The 17,494-nt window shown below is 55.9% G+C and carries 16 protein-coding genes; 10 read left to right on the top strand and 6 right to left on the bottom strand.

Annotation, left to right across the window (positions count from 1 at the left end):
* Positions 1-24 precede the first annotated feature (24 nt).
* Entirely contained in the window at positions 25-1,374 is a 1,350-nt protein-coding gene (paeA, locus tag ACYAC5_RS16970; protein WP_101762880.1) for a polyamine export protein PaeA, read from the bottom strand.
* 451 nt (positions 1,375-1,825) lie between these two features.
* Here paeA and tamA point away from each other — a divergent pair, with 451 nt between their 5' ends.
* From tamA to ACYAC5_RS16955, 3 genes are read left to right on the top strand one after another with little or no spacing between them, the layout of a single operon-like run.
* A complete protein-coding gene (tamA, locus tag ACYAC5_RS16965; RefSeq protein WP_137386596.1) occupies positions 1,826-3,565 on the top strand; it encodes an autotransporter assembly complex protein TamA in 1,740 nt (579 codons plus the stop codon).
* Positions 3,562-7,332, top strand: coding sequence for an autotransporter assembly complex protein TamB (tamB, locus tag ACYAC5_RS16960; RefSeq protein WP_312464850.1), 3,771 nt, complete (start codon positions 3,562-3,564; stop codon positions 7,330-7,332). Before tamA ends, tamB begins: the two co-directional genes overlap by 4 nt.
* Positions 7,333-7,334: 2 nt before the next feature.
* Positions 7,335-7,688 carry a gamma-glutamylcyclotransferase family protein gene (locus ACYAC5_RS16955; protein ID WP_101762883.1) on the top strand — a complete coding sequence of 118 codons (354 nt, stop codon included), beginning with the start codon at positions 7,335-7,337 and terminating at the stop codon, positions 7,686-7,688.
* Positions 7,689-7,741: 53 nt separating this feature from the next.
* Here the strand turns inward: ACYAC5_RS16955 and ppa are convergent, their stop codons facing one another.
* The 3 genes from ppa to ACYAC5_RS16940 form a co-directional block, all read right to left on the bottom strand.
* Positions 7,742-8,272 carry an inorganic diphosphatase gene (ppa, locus tag ACYAC5_RS16950; RefSeq protein WP_007892166.1) on the bottom strand — a complete coding sequence of 177 codons (531 nt, stop codon included), beginning with the start codon at positions 8,270-8,272 and terminating at the stop codon, positions 7,742-7,744.
* Between the two features lie 100 nt (positions 8,273-8,372).
* A complete protein-coding gene (locus tag ACYAC5_RS16945) occupies positions 8,373-8,822 on the bottom strand; it encodes a DUF441 domain-containing protein (protein WP_008103576.1) in 450 nt (149 codons plus the stop codon).
* A 70-nt stretch (positions 8,823-8,892) separates the two neighbouring features.
* Complete coding sequence (locus ACYAC5_RS16940) at positions 8,893-9,306, bottom strand: lysozyme inhibitor LprI family protein (RefSeq protein ID WP_101762885.1); 414 nt, start codon at positions 9,304-9,306, stop codon at positions 8,893-8,895.
* A gap of 169 nt (positions 9,307-9,475) precedes the next feature.
* Between ACYAC5_RS16940 and ACYAC5_RS16935 the strand changes: the two genes are divergently transcribed.
* The gene (locus ACYAC5_RS16935; RefSeq protein ID WP_462062049.1) at positions 9,476-11,047 is read left to right on the top strand and encodes a methyl-accepting chemotaxis protein; all 1,572 of its coding nucleotides are present in this window, start codon (positions 9,476-9,478) and stop codon (positions 11,045-11,047) included.
* A gap of 52 nt (positions 11,048-11,099) precedes the next feature.
* Here the strand turns inward: ACYAC5_RS16935 and fbp are convergent, their stop codons facing one another.
* Positions 11,100-12,107: a class 1 fructose-bisphosphatase gene (fbp, locus tag ACYAC5_RS16930; RefSeq protein WP_008103565.1), complete on the bottom strand. Its 1,008-nt coding sequence runs from the start codon at positions 12,105-12,107 to the stop codon at positions 11,100-11,102.
* A gap of 166 nt (positions 12,108-12,273) precedes the next feature.
* Between fbp and mpl the strand changes: the two genes are divergently transcribed.
* Positions 12,274-13,629: a UDP-N-acetylmuramate:L-alanyl-gamma-D-glutamyl-meso-diaminopimelate ligase gene (gene mpl, locus ACYAC5_RS16925; protein WP_277974144.1), complete on the top strand. Its 1,356-nt coding sequence runs from the start codon at positions 12,274-12,276 to the stop codon at positions 13,627-13,629.
* Between the two features lie 128 nt (positions 13,630-13,757).
* On the opposite strand, the gene yjgA is transcribed toward mpl, so the two are convergent.
* Complete coding sequence (gene yjgA, locus ACYAC5_RS16920; RefSeq protein WP_101762888.1) at positions 13,758-14,300, bottom strand: ribosome biogenesis factor YjgA; 543 nt, start codon at positions 14,298-14,300, stop codon at positions 13,758-13,760.
* Positions 14,301-14,415: 115 nt separating this feature from the next.
* On the opposite strand from yjgA, the gene pmbA reads away from it, so the two are divergent.
* The 5 genes from pmbA to ACYAC5_RS16895 all read left to right on the top strand — a co-directional run bounded on the left by pmbA (position 14,416) and on the right by ACYAC5_RS16895 (position 17,484).
* Complete coding sequence (pmbA, locus tag ACYAC5_RS16915) at positions 14,416-15,756, top strand: metalloprotease PmbA (RefSeq protein WP_110867418.1); 1,341 nt, start codon at positions 14,416-14,418, stop codon at positions 15,754-15,756.
* 73 nt (positions 15,757-15,829) lie between these two features.
* Positions 15,830-16,219: a cytochrome b562 gene (cybC, locus tag ACYAC5_RS16910; RefSeq protein ID WP_110867416.1), complete on the top strand. Its 390-nt coding sequence runs from the start codon at positions 15,830-15,832 to the stop codon at positions 16,217-16,219.
* Positions 16,220-16,472: 253 nt separating this feature from the next.
* Positions 16,473-16,811 carry a glycine dehydrogenase gene (locus ACYAC5_RS16905; protein WP_007892186.1) on the top strand — a complete coding sequence of 113 codons (339 nt, stop codon included), beginning with the start codon at positions 16,473-16,475 and terminating at the stop codon, positions 16,809-16,811.
* Between the two features lie 17 nt (positions 16,812-16,828).
* Positions 16,829-17,185 carry an SFCGS family glycine-rich protein gene (locus ACYAC5_RS16900; protein ID WP_462062048.1) on the top strand — a complete coding sequence of 119 codons (357 nt, stop codon included), beginning with the start codon at positions 16,829-16,831 and terminating at the stop codon, positions 17,183-17,185.
* Positions 17,186-17,187: 2 nt separating this feature from the next.
* The gene (locus tag ACYAC5_RS16895) at positions 17,188-17,484 is read left to right on the top strand and encodes a DUF4312 family protein (RefSeq protein WP_462062047.1); all 297 of its coding nucleotides are present in this window, start codon (positions 17,188-17,190) and stop codon (positions 17,482-17,484) included.
* Positions 17,485-17,494: the final 10 nt, after the last annotated feature.

Genomic DNA, 17,494 nt, shown 5'->3' with positions numbered 1-17,494 from the left:
AGTGCGGTTGTTGGCTTGTCGCCATCAATTGCGATCCTGGGACGACTCAGATTCATCCACCGTATTTTTGTTCACATTCAGCACCGGCGGGCGTTCATCAATACGCGTAACCAGCAGCTGGTCGATACGGTAGCTATCAATATCCACCACTTCAAACTTGTAGCCGGAAAACTTCACAAAGTCGGTACGCTTCGGAATCTTGCGCAGCATGTACATCATGAAGCCGCCGATGGTTTCATAATTGCCAGACTGCGGGAAATCATCGATATCCAGCACGCGCATCACGTCATCAATTGGCGTGCCGCCTTCGACCAGCCATGAGTTCTCATCGCGCGCGACAATCTGCTCTTCCTGACCTTGACCCACCAAATCGCCCATCAACGTGGTCATCACATCATTCAGCGTAATGATGCCCACCACCAGCGCGTATTCGTTCATGATCACCGCGAAGTCTTCACCAGCGGTTTTGAAGCTCTCCAGCGCTTCAGAAAGCGTCAGCGTATCCGGCACAATCAGCGCTGAACGAATCTGTACGCCGCTGTTCAGCGTCAGGCTTTGATTGCCGAGTACACGCAGCAGTAGCTCTTTGGAATCGACATAGCCGACGATGTGGTCGATATCGCCATCGCAGACGATGAATTTCGAGTGCGGATGCTGGGCGATTTTGGTTTTCAGTGTGGTTTCATCTTCGTGTAAATCGAACCACACCACGTTCTCGCGCGAGGTCATTGATGACGGCACGGTACGTGATTCCAGCTCAAACACGTTCTCAATCAGCTCATGTTCCTGCTTACGCAGCACGCCCGCCAGCGCACCGGCTTCCACCACCGCATAGATATCGTCGGAGGTGATGTCGTCTTTACGCACCATCGGCAGTTTGAACAGACGGAAGAAGACGTTCGCCAGGCCGTTGAACAGCCACACCAGCGGACGCAGCACCACCAGGCAGAAGCGCATCGGGTTGATAATGCGCAGCGCTACGGCTTCCGGTGCAATCATGCCGACGCGTTTTGGCGTCAGGTCAGCAAACAGAATGAACAGGCTGGTCACGATGGTGAAGGAGCAGATAAAACTGAGCTGTTCAGCCAATTCGGGTGCCATGATGCGGCTGAATAAGCTATTAAAGGCGGGCGAAAACGCCGCATCGCCGACGATACCGCCGAGGATCGCCACGGCATTCAGGCCAATCTGCACTACGGTGAAGAACATGCCAGGTTGTTCCTGCATCTTCAGCACGCGCTGGGCATTGATATTGCCTTCGTCAGCCAGCAGCTTCAGTTTGATCTTACGGGCGGCGGCCAGCGAGATCTCCGAAAGGGAGAAAAATGAACTGATGACGATCAGTAAAAGAATGACAAGTAAGCTATCGAGCATAAAAGGTCCGTTGGGTTAATCACTTGTCATTTTTGGCCTGGGCAGCGCGGGAATGGGCGTACGTCCGGTACTTGCCAGTCAAACAGGCTATCCGTGCCAAAAATGTCTGCGCCATTTCGACAAGATAAGGTTAACGTCGGGGCAGAAAGGGTGCAGGCGAGGCCTGCTGGTCGCTGATTATAGCAGCAGCGCTTATCATGCCGCTATAGGCGCGCATCAGGGGGTCGGATTAATCTGAGTGAGCGTCATTCGCGAGCTCAAGAATCGCCTTGGTTGTTGTATCGTTTAGCACATTTACCCACAATAGGTCACAATTTGGCTTAGTCGCTGAATTTGCGCCAGTGGGGGGAAAAGAGCGGCTATGCTGATGGGTAAACGCGCGCTGGTGATACCCTTCCAGAGAATAAACGCCCCTGCGGAATAGGGGCCGGCATTATTAACAGGAGTACGTGTGCCACGATTTCATATTTATTGTTTGGCCAGCCTGTTGCTTGCTGCACCTGCCGTTGAGGCAGCCAAAGTGCGCTTGCAGCTGGACGGTCTTAGCGGGGATTTGCAAAAGAACGTCAGGGCACGCTTGTCCACCATCGGCAGTGACGAGGTGTCGAACGACGGCCGTTTCCGCGCGCGCGTTGCGGAAGCGATCAAAGAAGGCCTGCGGGCGCTGGGTTATTACGAACCGGAGATCAATTTTGAATCGCGCCCGGCACCGCCGCAAGGTGGTCGTCCGGTATTGATCGCACACGTTAAGCCCGGCGAACCGGTCAAGATCGGCGGCAGCACCATTGTGATCGAAGGTGAAGCCCGCACCGACAAGGATTACCAAGCCTGGGTCAAACAGGGCACGCCGAAAGTCGGTACACAGCTGAATCACGGCGCCTATGACAAATTTAAAAACGGCTTCTCCAGCCTGGCATTGCGTAATGGTTACTTCGACGGTGACTTTAAGCAAAGCCAGCTTGGCGTTTCGGTTGAACGGCGCGAAGCCTTCTGGGACATCAATTACGATAGCGGCCCGCGCTACCGTTTCGGTGATGTCGGTTTCCAGGGCTCGCAAATCGACGAAGCCTATCTGCAAAATCTGGTGCCGTTCAAAAAGGGCGATTACTACAGCTCGCGCGATCTGGCCGAACTTAACCGCCGCTTGTCGGCGACCGGCTGGTTCAACTCGGTGGTGGTCGCGCCTGAGTTTGATAAAGGTCGTCAAAGCAAAGTGCTGCCGCTGAATGCGGTGGTATCGCCACGCGTGGAAAACACCATTGAAACCGGCGTCGGTTACTCCACCGATGTCGGGCCGCGCATTAAAGGCACGTGGAAAAAACCGTGGATTAACAGCAGCGGCCACAGCCTGGCCGCCAGCGCCTACGTTTCTGCGCCGGAGCAGCAGCTCGATCTCAGCTACAAAGTCCCGCTGCTGAAAAGTCCGCTGGAGCAGTATTACACCTTCTCCGGCGGTGTGAAGCGTACCGATCTCAACGACACCAAAGCCGATACCACCACGCTGGCGATGTCGCGAAACTGGGACAGCAGCAGCGGCTGGCAGAAGGCAATCAACCTGCGCTGGAGCCTCGATCACTTTACCCAGGCCAGCGTGACCAACACCACTATGCTGCTCTATCCGGGCGTTAGCCTGAACCGCACCCGTTCGCGCGGCGGTCTGATGCCGACGTGGGGCGATTCGCAGCGCTACTCGGTGGACGTGTCGGATACCACATGGGGTTCGGACGTTGATTTCGTCATCATGCAGGCGCAAAACGTCTGGATTCGCACGCTCGCCGATAAGCATCGCTTTGTGGCGCGCGGCAATGTGGGCTGGATCGAAACCAACGACTTCGACAAAGTGCCGCCGGATCTGCGCTTCTTCGCCGGTGGCGATCGCAGTATTCGTGGTTACAAATACAAAGACGTATCGCCACGTGATGATAACGGCAAGCTGACCGGCGCCTCGAAAATGGCCACCGGCTCGCTTGAATATCAATACAACGTGACCGGCAAATGGTGGGGCGCGGTGTTCGTCGATTCCGGCGAAGCGGTCAACGACATCAAGCAGAGCAACCTGAAAACCGGCGCCGGCTTCGGCGTGCGCTGGTCTTCTCCGGTCGGGCCGATCAAGTTTGATATCGCGCGGCCGATTGGCGACGACAAGGAGCATGGATTGCAATTTTATGTAGGATTGGGGCCTGAACTATGAAGCTGTGGAAAAAGGTCCTGATTGGCATCGGTATTTTTCTGGTGCTGCTGTTGGGCAGCATCGCGTTTCTGGTGGGCACCACGCCGGGTTTGCATCTGCTGCTGAAAGGCGCCGATCGCTGGGTGCCAGGTTTGTCGATCAAACAGGTGGAAGGTGGCTGGCGCGATCTGACGCTAAGCGGCGTGAAGTATGAGATGCCGGGCGTCAGCGTGGATGCCGGACGTTTCCACCTGGCGCTGAATCTCAACTGCCTGCTGCATTCGTCGGTGTGTGTCAATGACATTGCGCTGCAGGATGTCAGCGTGGTGGTCGATAGCAAAAAAATGGCACCGGCCAGCGCACCGCCGCCGGAAGAGGAGAGCGGCAGCACCAATCTCAGCACGCCGTATCCCATCACGCTCAGCAAAGTCGGGCTGCATAACATCAACGTTAAAGTGGATGACACCGCAATTTCCCTGCTCGACTTCACCAGCGGCCTGCAGTGGCAGGATCGCGCACTGACGCTGACGCCAACCCATATCCAAAGCCTGCTGATCGCGCTGCCGAAAGCGGCCAAAGTGGTGGATGAGCAGGTGGTGCAGCCAAAAGTGCATCAGCCGCAGCCGGATGAACCGCCGCTGGGCGAAACGCTGCAGGCGATATTCGCTAAGCCACTGTTACCAGATATGCCGGACTTCCAGCTGCCGCTGGATATCACCGTGCAGGAACTGTTGGGCGAACAGCTGCGCATCACCGGCGATACCGACATCTCAATCACGCGTCTGCTGTTAAAAGCCAAAACCGCCGATCGTCATCTCCAGCTGGAAACCTTTGATGTCGATTCGCCGCAAGGGCAGGTGAACGCCAGCGGTGAAGCAACGTTGGCCGATAACTGGCCGGTGAATTTTGCGCTGAACGGCACGCTCAATCTCGACCCAATCAAGGGCGAGAAGATCAAAATGAACCTTGCAGGCGCGATGCGTGACGAGCTGAAGCTGGGGCTGAATCTTTCCGGTCCGGTGCGTGCGCAGCTGGATGCGACCACGCAGCCTGCGGTCGCTGGTTTGCCGCTGGCGCTAAAACTCACCAGCCCGCAGCTGCGCTGGCCGCTCACCGGCGCGGTGCAGTATCAGGCGGATAATCTCGATTATCAGTTCAAAGGCAAAGCCACCGATTACGTGATGTCGCTGCGCACTGCGGTGAAAGGCGAAGGCGTGCCGCCTGCCAGCATTGCGCTGGACGGCAAAGGCAACGAGCAGCAGTTCAATCTTGATAAGCTGCGCGTGGCGGCGCTGCAGGGCAATATCGATCTGACGGCGCTGGTGGACTGGAGCAAAGCCATCAGCTGGCGCAGCGAATTGACGCTTTCGGGCATCAACACCGCCAAACAGTATCCGGATTGGCCAGCGAAGCTGGAGGGCAAAATTGCCACGCGCGGCAGCTTGTACGGCGGAACCTGGCAGCTCAGCGTGCCGCAGCTGGAGCTGAAAGGAAACGTTAAGCAGAACGCGGTGAGCGCCAAAGGTACGTTGACCGGCAACAGCTACAACCAGTGGAAAGTGCCCGGCCTTAACATTGCGCTGGGTCGCAACCATCTGGACGTGAAGGGCGAGCTGGGCGACACGCTCAATCTCGACGCCAGCATTGATGCGCCAAAGCTGGATAACGCGCTGCCGGGCCTGGGCGGCGTCGCCAAAGGCACCATCAAAGCACGCGGCACCTTACAAGCGCCGCAGCTGCTGGCCGATCTCACGGCTACCGGTTTGCGCTGGCAGCAGCTGCAGATCCGTCGTGTGGCGTTGCAGGGCGATGTGAAATCCAGCGATCAGATCGCCGGTAAGCTGCAGCTGCGCGTGGAACAATTGCAGCAGGGTGCGCTGAAAGTGAACCTGTTAACGCTGAACGCCGACGGCAACGAAAAGCAGCATCAGCTGAAGCTCGAGGTACAGGGCGAACCGGTTTCCGGTCAGCTGGCGCTGAACGGCAGCTTTGATCGCAAAACCCAGCGCTGGCAGGGCAATCTCAACAACACGCGTTTCGACACGCCGGTAGGCGAATGGCGACTGACGCGGGCGATGGCGATTGATTACCTCAACAGCAAGCAGACCGCCACCATTGGGCCGCACTGCTGGCAGAACCCGAACGCGCAGCTGTGCGTACCGGAACCGATTGAAGCCGGTGCCAGCGGACATGCGCATGTGGTGCTCAATCGCTTCGATCTGGCGATGATCAAACCGTTCCTCACCGATGCCACCAAACTGAACGGCGTGTTCAGTGGTGATGCGCGCGTTAACTGGACCGCCGACGGCGCGCTGCCAACCGGCGCCTTAGCGCTGAAAGGCAGCGGCGTGAAAGTGGAGCAAGACGTGCAGGGCAACAGTTTGCCTATCGCCTTCGACACGCTGAACCTGAATGCGGCGCTGCGTAACGGTCGCGCACAGCTTGACTGGCTGATCCATATCGTCAACAACGGCCAGCTGAGCGGCAATGTGCAGATCGCCGATCCTGAGAATCGGCGTCAGCTGTCGGGCAACATCGGCATCAGCAATATTTCGCTGGCGATGTTGAATCCGGCGCTGATGCAGGGCGAGAAGATCAAAGGCAACCTGAACAGCAACCTGCGCCTTGGCGGCACGCTGCAGCAGCCGCAGGTGTTTGGTCAGTTGGGGCTGAGCGATGTGGATGTCGACGGCAGCTTTATGCCGGTTGATCTCACCGCTGCCAACCTCAACATGGTGTTCAACGGCATGAGCTCAACGCTCAACGGCATGATTCAGACGGCGCAGGGCAATCTTAACCTGAGCGGCAACGCCGACTGGAGCCAGCTGGATAACTGGCGCGCGCGCGTGGCGGCGCAAGGTAGCCGTATCCGCGTTACCGTGCCGCCAATGGTGCGCATGGATGTCTCGCCGGATCTGGTGTTTGCAGCCACGCCGGCCGCGTTCAGCCTCGACGGCAAAGTGGATATTCCGTGGGCGCGCATTACCGTGCAGGAAGTGCCGGAAAGCGCCACCGGCGTCTCCTCTGATGAAGTGATGCTGGATCAAAATCTTAAGCCGATTCAGCCGAAAACAGCGGCAATCCCGATCAACAGCAATCTGGTGATCCACGTCGGTAATGATGTGCGGCTCTCGGCGTTTGGCCTAAAAGCCAGGCTGAATGGCGATCTCAAACTGGTGCAGGATAAAAATGGCCTCGGCTTGAATGGCCAGATCAACATCCCATCCGGCCGCTTCCACGCTTATGGTCAGGATCTGCTGGTACGTAAAGGTGAGTTGCAATTCGCCGGACCGCCGGACCAGCCTTACGTTAATCTCGAGGCGATCCGTAATCCTGAGGCCACTGAAGACGATGTCACCGCCGGATTACGGGTAACCGGGCTGGCGGATGAGCCGAAAGTGGAAGTGTTCTCCGATCCGGCGATGTCACAGCAGGAAGCGCTTTCTTACCTGTTACGTGGTCAGGGACTCAACAGCGATGGCGACAGCAACGCATTAACTTCCGCGCTGGTGGGATTGGGGGTTGCGCAAAGTGGTCAGGTTGTGGGTAAAATCGGCGAGACCTTCGGTGTCAGTAATCTCGCGGTTGATACCGCTGGCGTAGGCGATAGCCAGCAGGTGCAGGTGAGTGGTTACGTGTTGCCGGGTCTACAAGTAAAATACGGTGTTGGCATATTTGATTCACTGGCGACCTTAACCTTGCGTTATCGCCTGATGCCCAAACTCTATTTAGAAGCCGTGTCGGGTCTCGATCAGGCACTGGATCTGCTCTATCAGTTTGAGTTTTAGCAATGCGAATAATTGTCTATGGCAGTTTACGGCGCAAACAGGGAAACAGTCATTGGATGACGAATGCGCAGTGGCTCGGCGACCATCAGATTGTGGGGTTTGATCTCTACAATCTGGGTCACTATCCGGGCGTGGTGGAAGGAGAAGGCAGCGTTTATTGCGAGGTGTATCGCATTGACGCCAGCACGCTCGGCGAACTTGATGCCTTGCGCACCAAAAATGGCGAATACAAACGCCAGCTTATTCAGACGCCTTACGGCAGTGCCTGGCTGTATGTCTATCAGCGTTCAGTTGCGGGTCGCACGCATATCGCGAGCGGTGACTGGTTAAGGCGAGATGGCGAAACAGAGGCATAAATAAAAACACCGTCCATTGGACGGTGTTTTTTTATGCGTGGCAGAAAAGAATCTTACTTCTTCTGCGCGCGCTCGTAAGAGGCGATGATTTCAGCTTTGGCCGCTTCTGCGTTGTCCCAGCCGTCAACCTTCACCCATTTGCCTTTTTCCAGATCTTTGTAGTGCTCGAAGAAGTGGGTGATCTGCGCTTTCAGCAGTTCTGGCAGGTCGTTCACATCTTTGATGTGATCGTACTCTTTGCTCAGCTTGGTGTGCGGCACCGCTACCAGTTTGGCATCTTCGCCAGACTCGTCGGTCATTTTCAGCACGCCGACGGGACGGCAGCGGATCACTGAGCCCGGTACCAGCGGATAAGGGGTTGGCACCAGCACGTCAACCGGGTCACCATCCAGAGACAGGGTGTGGTTGATGTAGCCGTAGTTGCACGGATAGAACATGGCGGTAGACATGAAACGGTCTACAAACAGGGCGCCAGACTCTTTGTCGACTTCATATTTGATCGGATCGGCGTTAGCCGGGATCTCAATGACAACGTAGATATCTTCTGGCAACTCTTTACCTGCAGGCACCTGGTTCAAACTCATCTGGCTTTCCTTCATTAGTCATATGTTGAGTGACGGCTATTATAGCCAACTGACTCTGAAAGTATGCCCCCTTTTTGGCGTTTCGGAATGCTCCAACCCGCTACTTCGCCGTGACAAACAGCGAGACGATCCCCGCCGCAATCAGTGGTCCAACCGGCACACCACGGAAGAAGGCCACGCCAATCACCGTACCAATCAACAGCCCACCAATCACCGACGGCTGCACGCTCATAAAGTTCACGCCGCGTCCGCCCAGCCAGGCAACGAAAACCCCCACCACAATCGCGATAATTGATTGCCAGTTGGCGAACGATTTCAACAGCGAAGAAGCCGGCAGCGTACCGCTGGCCAGCGGCGCCATCACCGCAACGGTGAGGATGATGATGCCAATCTGAATGCCCTGTTTTTCCACATAGGGAAAGAATTGCGACAGCGGGGTGAGCTTGATCGCCAGCAGGATCAGAATCGAGATGGTAACGGCGCTGTTATGAACGAAATAGCTGAGGACGGCGAGGCAAACAAGAATGATGGTGGAGGCATAAGCAGCCATGGTTTCTCCCTGCAGATTAATGGGCGCGCTGGCCGATGCCAGCGCTAAGCGTATTAAACGCTTACATTAATCAACAATCGTCGGGGTTGGCGCAACTGCCTTTGTTAATTGATTGCAACATCAGCGCCTGATTACGCACCAGACTGACGCCCTGCGCACCAACTGACAGCGCGGCCATCGTGCCCTGGCTGCTAACAAAATAGCTGCGGCTGGCATCCAGCCAACTGTCGCGATAGGTCAGCCACGCGCGCTGGGCGCTGCGCAATTTGTCTTTAGGTGCGCCGGTTAATTTTTTCATCGCTTGGGTGTACTGCGCGTTCATCTCTTTATCCCAGGCTTTATTGGCGGTGCCGTAGCATTGAGACATGCCGGCGGTGCTGGATTCCTTATTCAGACACTGATCGAGCTGCTGATCGATAGGGTTTTGTTGCGCCGCCGCAAAACCACTGACCAACAAACACGCCATCGGGAGCCATTTTTTCATCGTTTCATTCCTTAAATTTTGCTGGGGCAGAGTTCAGTAAAAATGAAGTCTGGATGATCGTCAGCCAGTTGACCATCAACAATGGATAAAGTTTCCGCGATCAACTGCCGATAATCTTTCCGTTTTAGGGCCAGCGGATTTCTGCCTTTTCTTGCAAACGGGGATAATCATGTTCAAACAGCTATCAATTCGTACTGCATTACTCACGCTTTTGGCTTTTATGACGCTGCTGCTGCTGGCAGTCAGCGCGATGGGCATCTCTGCCATCAACGCAGGCAATCAATCACTGGATGCCATTAACCGCATTCAGGGAATTGAACTGAACAGTTTGTACCAAAGCAATGCCGACCTCATGCGCGCGCGCGGCAGCGCCGCATTGGCCGTGCGCAAAATCGAAATCGGATTACTGGAGGACGGCGCCAGCGTCACCAAACAAGCTGAGGAGGATGTCACCAGTTCCCAGCGTCATCTGAAAGCCTTTATTGATGCCGGGACGGTAACGGCTCAGGGTAAAATCCTCGCCGATGCCGTGGCTACTTCGTTCGCTTCCTATCATAAGGGCGCCATCGTGCCGATGATGGATGCGTTGCAAAAGCAGTATACCGACGAATATTACCAGGTTTTGGAAGGCAACCTCTCAACGCTGGCAAGCAACTACGCGAAAGCCGTGCATGATTTTGCCGTTTATGCTGATGAAGTCTCAGCTACACGTCTGGCGCAAGCTGCACACAATGAGTGGCAGATGAAAATCATGATTGGCGTGGCGATGGCGTTGACGCTATTGCTGATCGTCATTGCCTGGCAACTGCTGCGTCGTCTGCTGCTGCGTCCACTTGATGGCGCGATTGTGCATCTGGAGCAAATTGCGGCCGGCGATTTATCCCAGCCGCTGCCCGCAGCCGGAAAGAGTGAATTAGGCCGTCTCAATCAGGCGCTGGCGAATATGCAGCTGGCGCTCAGCAGTTCGGTCAGTCAGGTGCGCGAAGCCAGCTTGCAGATTGACGTAGGAAGCCGCGAGTTAGCGGCGGGCACCGTGCATCTCTCGCAGCGTACCGAAGAGTCCGCCGCTTCGCTGGAGCAAACCGCGGCCAGCATGGAACAGCTCACCGCCACCGTGCGTCTCAATGCCAGCAACGCCAAAGAGGCCAATCAGCTCGCCAGCAATGTCTCCGACAGTGCCGATCGCGGTGCCGAAGTGGTCGGCTACGTGATGGAGAAGATGCAGGAGATCACCCAAAGCGCCAATCGCATTGGCGACATCCTCAGCGTGATTGATGGCATTGCCTTCCAGACCAACATCCTGGCACTGAACGCTGCGGTTGAAGCCGCGCGTGCCGGTGAACAAGGGCGTGGTTTTGCCGTGGTCGCTAATGAAGTGCGCACGCTGGCTGGTCGCAGCGCCACCGCCGCCAAAGAGATCCGCGAGCTCATCGCAGAATCGCAGACGCGGGTGCAAGAGGGCAGCGATATGGCCACGCGCGCCGGTGAAACCATGGATGAGATCTCCAGCGAAGTGATGCGCGTGACTACGCTGATGAAAGAGATCTCCATTGCTTCGGAAGAGCAGAGTCGCGGTATCGAGCAGGTAAATCAGGCGGTGACGCAAATGGATGAAGCCGCGCAGCAGAACGCCGCGTTAGTCGAAGAAGCCAGCGCTGCCACCCAATCGCTGGAAGCGCAGTCGCAGCAGTTGCAGGATTCGATGGCGCAATTCCGCGTAGTCGCGGCTCTGCCTTCGTAGGCAGCAACAAAAAAGCCCGCACGGAGGCGGGCTTTGCACAGCGGGAAAAAACTTAGGCTGAATGGTCGTCCGGATATTCACGGATGAAGCGTTCAACGTCGCCTACCATTGCGTCGTTGCCGCAGAAGAACGGGCAGCGCTGATGCAGCGTTTCTGGCTGGATGTCGAGGATGCGATTGGCACCATCGCTGGCTTTACCGCCCGCTTGCTCCGCCAGGAAGGCCATTGGGTTGCATTCGTACAGCAGACGCAGCTTGCCTTTCGGGTGGCTGGCGGTGCTTGGATAGAGATAGATGCCGCCTTTCAGCAGGTTACGGTGGAAGTCGGCCACCAGTGAACCAATGTAGCGCGAGGTATACGGGCGCTTGGTGGCGATATCTTCTTCCTGGCAGAACTTCAGGTATTTCTTCACACCCTGCGGGAAGCGAATGTAGTTACCTTCGTTGATCGAGTAGGTGTAACCCTTCTCCGGGAAGGTCATGCGCTCGTGGCTCAGGCAGAATACGCCGAGCGACGGATCGTAAGTAAACGCATGCACGCCCACGCCAGTGGTGTAAACCATCATGGTCGAAGAACCGTAAACCACATAACCCGCAGCAACCTGCTTGTTGCCCGGCTGCATGAAGTCGGCTTCGGTGATTGGCGTGCCCGGCTCGCTGATGCGATGGTAGATAGAGAAAATGGTGCCGACGGAAACGTTAACGTCGATGTTTGAAGAACCGTCCAGCGGATCCATTAATACAACGTATTTGCCATTCTCTGAGCCTTCAAAGATGACGAACTCGTCTTCTTCTTCCGACGCGATACCGGCCACCACGCCGCGTGCTTTCAGGGCGGCTTTCAGCTTTTCGTTGGCAAACAGATCAAGCTTCATCTGCTGCTCACCCTGCACGTTTTCCACGCCGCTGGCACCCAGAATATCCACCAGACCCGCTTTGTTGATGTCGCGGTGGATAATTTTAGCGCCAAGCTTAATGGAAGAAATCAGCGCCGTCAGTTCACCTGTGGCGTGTGGAAAGTCGTGTTGCTTCTCGACGATGAATTCGCCTAACGTTTTCATAACACATTCCCTGCATCTACGATGGAGTGGCAGCAGCTGTAACAAGCTACCAACGTATGAGCGCAGTTTAGCCGATTGAACTTTAAAAACCATAGTCCTAATCCGTTTCTTCCCTCTCAACTCGGCGTTACACTGTGCGCCGAACTTTTGAGTAATGGATCTCTTTATGCGTATTCACATCCTCGGGATTTGTGGCACTTTCATGGGCGGACTGGCGATGCTGGCGCGCTCGCTGGGACACGAAGTGACCGGCTCAGACGCCAATGTCTATCCGCCGATGAGCACGTTGCTGGAACAGCAAAGCATTGAATTGACTGAAGGTTACGATGCCAGCCAGCTCGATCCGCAACCGGATCTGGTGATCATTGGTAACGCGATGACGCGCGGCAATCCTTGTGTCGAAGCGGTACTGGAACGCAACATTCCTTACCTCTCCGGCCCGCAATGGCTGCACGATTTCGTCCTGCGCGATCGTTGGGTGCTGGCGGTGGCGGGAACCCACGGCAAAACCACCACAGCCGGCATGGCAGCGTGGATTCTCGAGGCCTGCGGCCTGGAACCCGGCTTTATCATCGGTGGTGTGCCAGGAAACTTCGAGGTTTCGGCAAAATTAGGAAAAAGTCCATTCTTCGTCATCGAAGCGGATGAGTACGACAGCGCGTTCTTCGACAAGCGTTCCAAGTTTGTGCATTACTGCCCGCGCACGCTGATCCTCAACAACCTCGAATTCGATCACGCGGATATCTTTGACGATCTGCGCGCCATCCAGAAGCAGTTCCATCATTTGATCCGTATCGTGCCGGGCCAGGGTAAGATCCTGCTGCCGGAGCACGACAACAACATCAAGCAAGTGATGGCGATGGGCTGCTGGAGCGAGCAGGAAACGGTGGGCGATAACGGTCACTGGCAGGCGAAAAAGTTGACGCCGGACTCTTCACATTGGGAGATCTGGCTCGACGGCGAGAAAGTCGGCGAAGTGAACTGGGCGCTGGTGGGCGAGCACAACATGCACAATGGCCTGATGGCGATTGCAGCGGCGCGTCATGTTGGGGTGAAACCGGGAGATGCCGGTGAAGCGCTGAGCAGCTTCATTAATGCGCGTCGTCGTCTCGAACTGCGCGGTGAAGTGAACGCCATCAAGGTGTACGACGATTTCGCTCACCATCCTACCGCGATTCTCGCCACGCTGGCGGCGCTGCGCAGCAAAGTGGGCGGCACCGCACGCATTCTGGCGGTGCTGGAGCCGCGCTCAAATACCATGAAGATGGGGGTGAGCAAGAACGAGTTAGCGCCATCGCTGGGCCGCGCAGACGAAGTGTTCCTGTTCCAGCCGCACCATATTCCGTGGCAGGTTTCCGATGTCGCTGAGGCGTGCATTCAACCAGCGCAGTGGAGCGCGGATATCGATACGTTGGTGGAAATGGTGGCGAAGAAAGCCCAGCCAGGCGATTCGATTCTGGTGATGAGTAACGGCGGATTTGGTGGTATTCACCAGAAACTGCTGGAGCGGTTAGGGCGGTGATGGTGCGGCTTTTCCCCTCACCCTGGCCCTCTCCCGCAAGCGGGCGAGGGAATGTTTAGGTGGAGCTCGGTCAGCCCCTTCTCCCGCTTGCGGGAGAAGGTTGGGATGAGGGGAAAACCGCAGAAAACTTACGCTTCTGCCAACTCGCGCAGATACTGGAAAATCAGGCGGGCAGATTTTGGCGGCTTATTCGCGGCTTTCTCTTTCTGCGCGTTACGGATCATGCTGCGCAGTTGCTGACGATCGGCGTGCGGATAGAGGTTAAACACTTCAGCGACCGCGTCATCACCTTGCTCGATCAAACGATCGCGCAAAATCTCCAGCTTATGGAACAGCGCAACCTGCTGGTTGTGGCGGTTCTTCAGCTTATCCAGTGCCTGGCGAATCGGATCTTCATCGCGTGAACGCAACATCTTACCGATCAGCTGCAGCTGACGGCGACGGCCTTCTTTCTTGATGCGCTGCGCCAGTTCAATCGCGTCGCGCAGTTGTTCGTCGAGTGGGATCTTGTCGAGGGAATTTTTCCCCAGCTCAACCAGCTCGGCACCAAGGCGTTTTAGCTCTTCGGCATCGCGTTTAATTTCGCTTTTGCTGACCCAGATAATCTCTTCATCTTCTTCGTCATTATTATCCGGCACATCGTCGAGCCAGTCTTCGGGCTGCTTGGTCATCTCTTGGCTCCCAAAAAAAAGAGGCTAATCCTACCAGTTTATCGGGCGACTGCGAAATTGTTCTCTGAGTCTGATAGACTCAAACAATTCATACTTAAGATTAGACGGCAGGTCGATGAACGTATCTACTCAGGTTGCAGAACAACGTAAAGTGTTGGAACAGGCTGTCGCGCAGGCGTTGGAACTGGCAAAAGCCAGCACCGATGGCGCTGAAGTGGCGGTCACCAAAACCACCGGCATCGGCGTCAGTACCCGCTATGGCGAAGTGGAAAACGTCGAATTCAACAGCGATGGTGCGCTCGGCATCACCGTCTACCATCAAAACCGAAAAGGCAGCGCTTCCTCCACCGATCTCAGCCCGGATGCGATCAAACGCACCGTGCAGGCGGCGATCGACATTGCGCGCTACACCTCGGTGGATCCATTTGGCGCACCGGCCGATCCCGAGTTGCTGGCGTTTGACGCGCCGGATCTCGATCTCTACCATCCGTGGGAGATCGATGCCGATCGCGCTATCGAACTGGCCGCTCAGGCGGAACAAGCGTCGTTGCAGGCCGACAAGCGCATCACCAACACCGAAGGCGGCAGCTTCAACAGCCACGTTGGTATCAAAGTCTTTGGTAACAGCCACGGCATGTTGCAGAGCTACTGCTCCAGCCGCCATTCGCTCTCCAGCTGTGTGATAGCCGAGCAGGACGGCAATATGGAGCGCGATTACGCGTATACCATTGGCCGCGCTTTTGACGATCTGAAAAGCCCGGAATGGGTTGGCGCCGAGTGCGCCCGCCGCACGCTGTCGCGTCTGGCACCGCGCAAGCTCTCGACCATGAAAGCGCCGGTGATCTTCGCGCCAGAAGTGGCGACCGGTTTGTTTGGTCATCTGGTGGGCATGATCAGCGGCAGCAGCGTGTACCGCAAATCGACCTTCCTGCTTGATTCGCTCGGTAAGCAGATTCTGCCCGAGTGGCTGACCATTGAAGAGCATCCGCACCTGCTGAAAGGCCTGGCATCCACGCCGTTCGACAGCGAAGGCGTGCGCACCCAATCGCGTGACATCATTAAAGATGGCGTGCTGCAGAACTGGCTGTTGACCAGCTACTCGGCGCGCAAGCTCGGCTTGCAGAGCACCGGCCACGCAGGCGGCATCCATAACTGGCGTATTGCCGGTCAGGGCCACAGCTTTGACGACCTGCTGAAGCAGATGGGCACCGGTTTAGTGGTAACCGAGATGATGGGCTCCAGCATCAACGGCATGACCGGCGACTACTCGCGCGGCGCATCCGGTTTCTGGGTGGAAAACGGTGAGATTCAATATCCTGTGAGCGAGATCACAATCGCTGGTAACCTCAAGGAGATGTGGCTCAATATGGTGACCGTCGGTAACGACATTGAAACCCGCAGCAATATACAATGCGGTTCGGTGCTGCTGCCGGAGATGAAAATCGCCGGACAATAAGAGTCATCGCTTTTTGAAAGCAGCCCGCAAGGCTGCTTTTTTTTTGGCCCGACAATAATAAAAGGACATACCAATGCGTAATAAGCATGTGATTGCAGTGTTGTCGTTATCGCTGTTGTTCTCCTCGGCTAGCGTGTTTGCAGCCGATTTAGAAAAAGATATGGATACGCTCAAGGATGGTCTGAGCGTGGTGAAGAAAACCTCTGACGCGCAGGAAATGCATACCGCGTTGGGTAAGATGCGCCAGGCGGCAACGGATGCTAAGCAATCCACGCCGGAAAAACTGGAAGGTCAGGCGGCCGATAGCGCGCAGATCAAGGATTATCACGCCGGTCTGGATTCGCTGATTGCCCAGATCGATGTGGTTGATCAGTTGGCGCAAGCCAACAAGCTGGACGAAGCCAAGGCCGAAGCGAAGAAACTGGAAGATATTCGCAACGCCAACCATAAGAAATTCCGCTGATAACCCGGCCAGCCCCGTGGCTGGCCTTATTCCTCTTTGCCTTATCTCCGCTTTAATCCGCATAACTCCATCAATCCTCGCATTTTGTGACCGCTTTCGCACACTTCGTGCGTCCTGAGATCTGGCGCACACTCGCCCGCGGGATTTCCACTTTGAGGTGGAAAAGTTGCGACTCAACAGCCTGAAGGCGAAAGCGTACTTTCTTATCAACGAGAAATATCTGTAATTGTCCGCTGTAAACAGGAGTAACAAGGTGAGGAGTGAAGCTGTCCCGCTGAAACAGAGCACGCCGGAAGCGATCCAGGCGCTGGCGGATAAGGTGTTAAGCCAAATTGCAGCGATCTACGCCGCACATCACATCGAAGCCAACGCCGTGCAGCAGCAGATGCTGGCTTCGCATGTCCGGGCGATGGCATCGCGCTCTTTAACGGGTGAAGCGCTACCGGAAGTAGAAGCTGAGCTGTTTGAAGATATCTCGCCGGAAACCATGGCGCTGGCGCAGCAGGTGGTGGATCTGTTTGGCAATCTGCCCAAAGAGGAAGCCTGGTTGTTGTCCGTCCATATCGAAGTGGCGAAATCGAACGAAGCATAAATTGCGAGGAATTGAACATGGTAACTGTAGTGATTGGCGATCGTCTGGGTAAAGGTCAGAAAGTAGCAGCGGGCATCGAGAAAGCCGGTGGTCGTGCGGTGGTGGTGCCAGGCGTGGCAGCCGACATGAAGCTGGGCGATGTGATGAAAGCGGAAAACGCCGACTTCGGTATCTCCTTCTGCGGCAGCGGCGGTGCCGGTGCAATTACCGCGCAGAACAAATATGGCTACAAAGCCAAACACGGGATGCGTTCGATTGACGAAGGCATTACCGCCATCAATGAAGGTGCCACCGTGCTGGGCTTCGGCTTTATGGATAAAGAAGAGCTGGGTGAGCGTCTGGTGCAGGCCTGGACTAAAAAACACGGCAGCTAAGTATGAAACAGCAATACGAGACGCAGGTAACGGTGCAGGGCAAAGGCGACAGTAAAGCAAAAGCCTTTGCCGATGCGCTCAGCAAGGTGCAGCAGCAAGTGCTGCGCACCAGCCAAAAGATTCTGTTGCGCATTGAACCCATAGATGTGCGGGTGCTGCGCGCGCAGGAGAGCGTGCGCAAGGAAAAATTCTTGTTCTTCTTCCTCGCGCGTGAGCGACGGAATTACAGCGTTGAGCTGAACATTACCGTTAGCGTCACTGTGATCGACACCGACAAGGTGGACTTCATAGCGACTTAATAAAAACGAC

The sequence above is a fragment of the Pantoea sp. y20 genome (genome assembly GCF_054903455.1).
This window is presented reverse-complemented; position numbering and strand designations above follow the sequence as displayed.

Coding starts and splice junctions, on each gene's coding strand:
- paeA (WP_101762880.1), bottom strand. CDS start 1,374: ATGCTCGATAGCTTACTTGTCATTCTTTTACTGATCGTCATCAGTTCA.
- tamB (WP_312464850.1), top strand. CDS start 3,562: ATGAAGCTGTGGAAAAAGGTCCTGATTGGCATCGGTATTTTTCTGGTG.
- ACYAC5_RS16955 (WP_101762883.1), top strand. CDS start 7,335: ATGCGAATAATTGTCTATGGCAGTTTACGGCGCAAACAGGGAAACAGT.
- ppa (WP_007892166.1), bottom strand. CDS start 8,272: ATGAGTTTGAACCAGGTGCCTGCAGGTAAAGAGTTGCCAGAAGATATC.
- ACYAC5_RS16945 (WP_008103576.1), bottom strand. CDS start 8,822: ATGGCTGCTTATGCCTCCACCATCATTCTTGTTTGCCTCGCCGTCCTC.
- ACYAC5_RS16940 (WP_101762885.1), bottom strand. CDS start 9,306: ATGAAAAAATGGCTCCCGATGGCGTGTTTGTTGGTCAGTGGTTTTGCG.
- ACYAC5_RS16935 (WP_462062049.1), top strand. CDS start 9,476: ATGTTCAAACAGCTATCAATTCGTACTGCATTACTCACGCTTTTGGCT.
- fbp (WP_008103565.1), bottom strand. CDS start 12,107: ATGAAAACGTTAGGCGAATTCATCGTCGAGAAGCAACACGACTTTCCA.
- mpl (WP_277974144.1), top strand. CDS start 12,274: ATGCGTATTCACATCCTCGGGATTTGTGGCACTTTCATGGGCGGACTG.
- yjgA (WP_101762888.1), bottom strand. CDS start 14,300: ATGACCAAGCAGCCCGAAGACTGGCTCGACGATGTGCCGGATAATAAT.
- pmbA (WP_110867418.1), top strand. CDS start 14,416: ATGAACGTATCTACTCAGGTTGCAGAACAACGTAAAGTGTTGGAACAG.
- cybC (WP_110867416.1), top strand. CDS start 15,830: ATGCGTAATAAGCATGTGATTGCAGTGTTGTCGTTATCGCTGTTGTTC.
- ACYAC5_RS16900 (WP_462062048.1), top strand. CDS start 16,829: ATGGTAACTGTAGTGATTGGCGATCGTCTGGGTAAAGGTCAGAAAGTA.
- ACYAC5_RS16895 (WP_462062047.1), top strand. CDS start 17,188: ATGAAACAGCAATACGAGACGCAGGTAACGGTGCAGGGCAAAGGCGAC.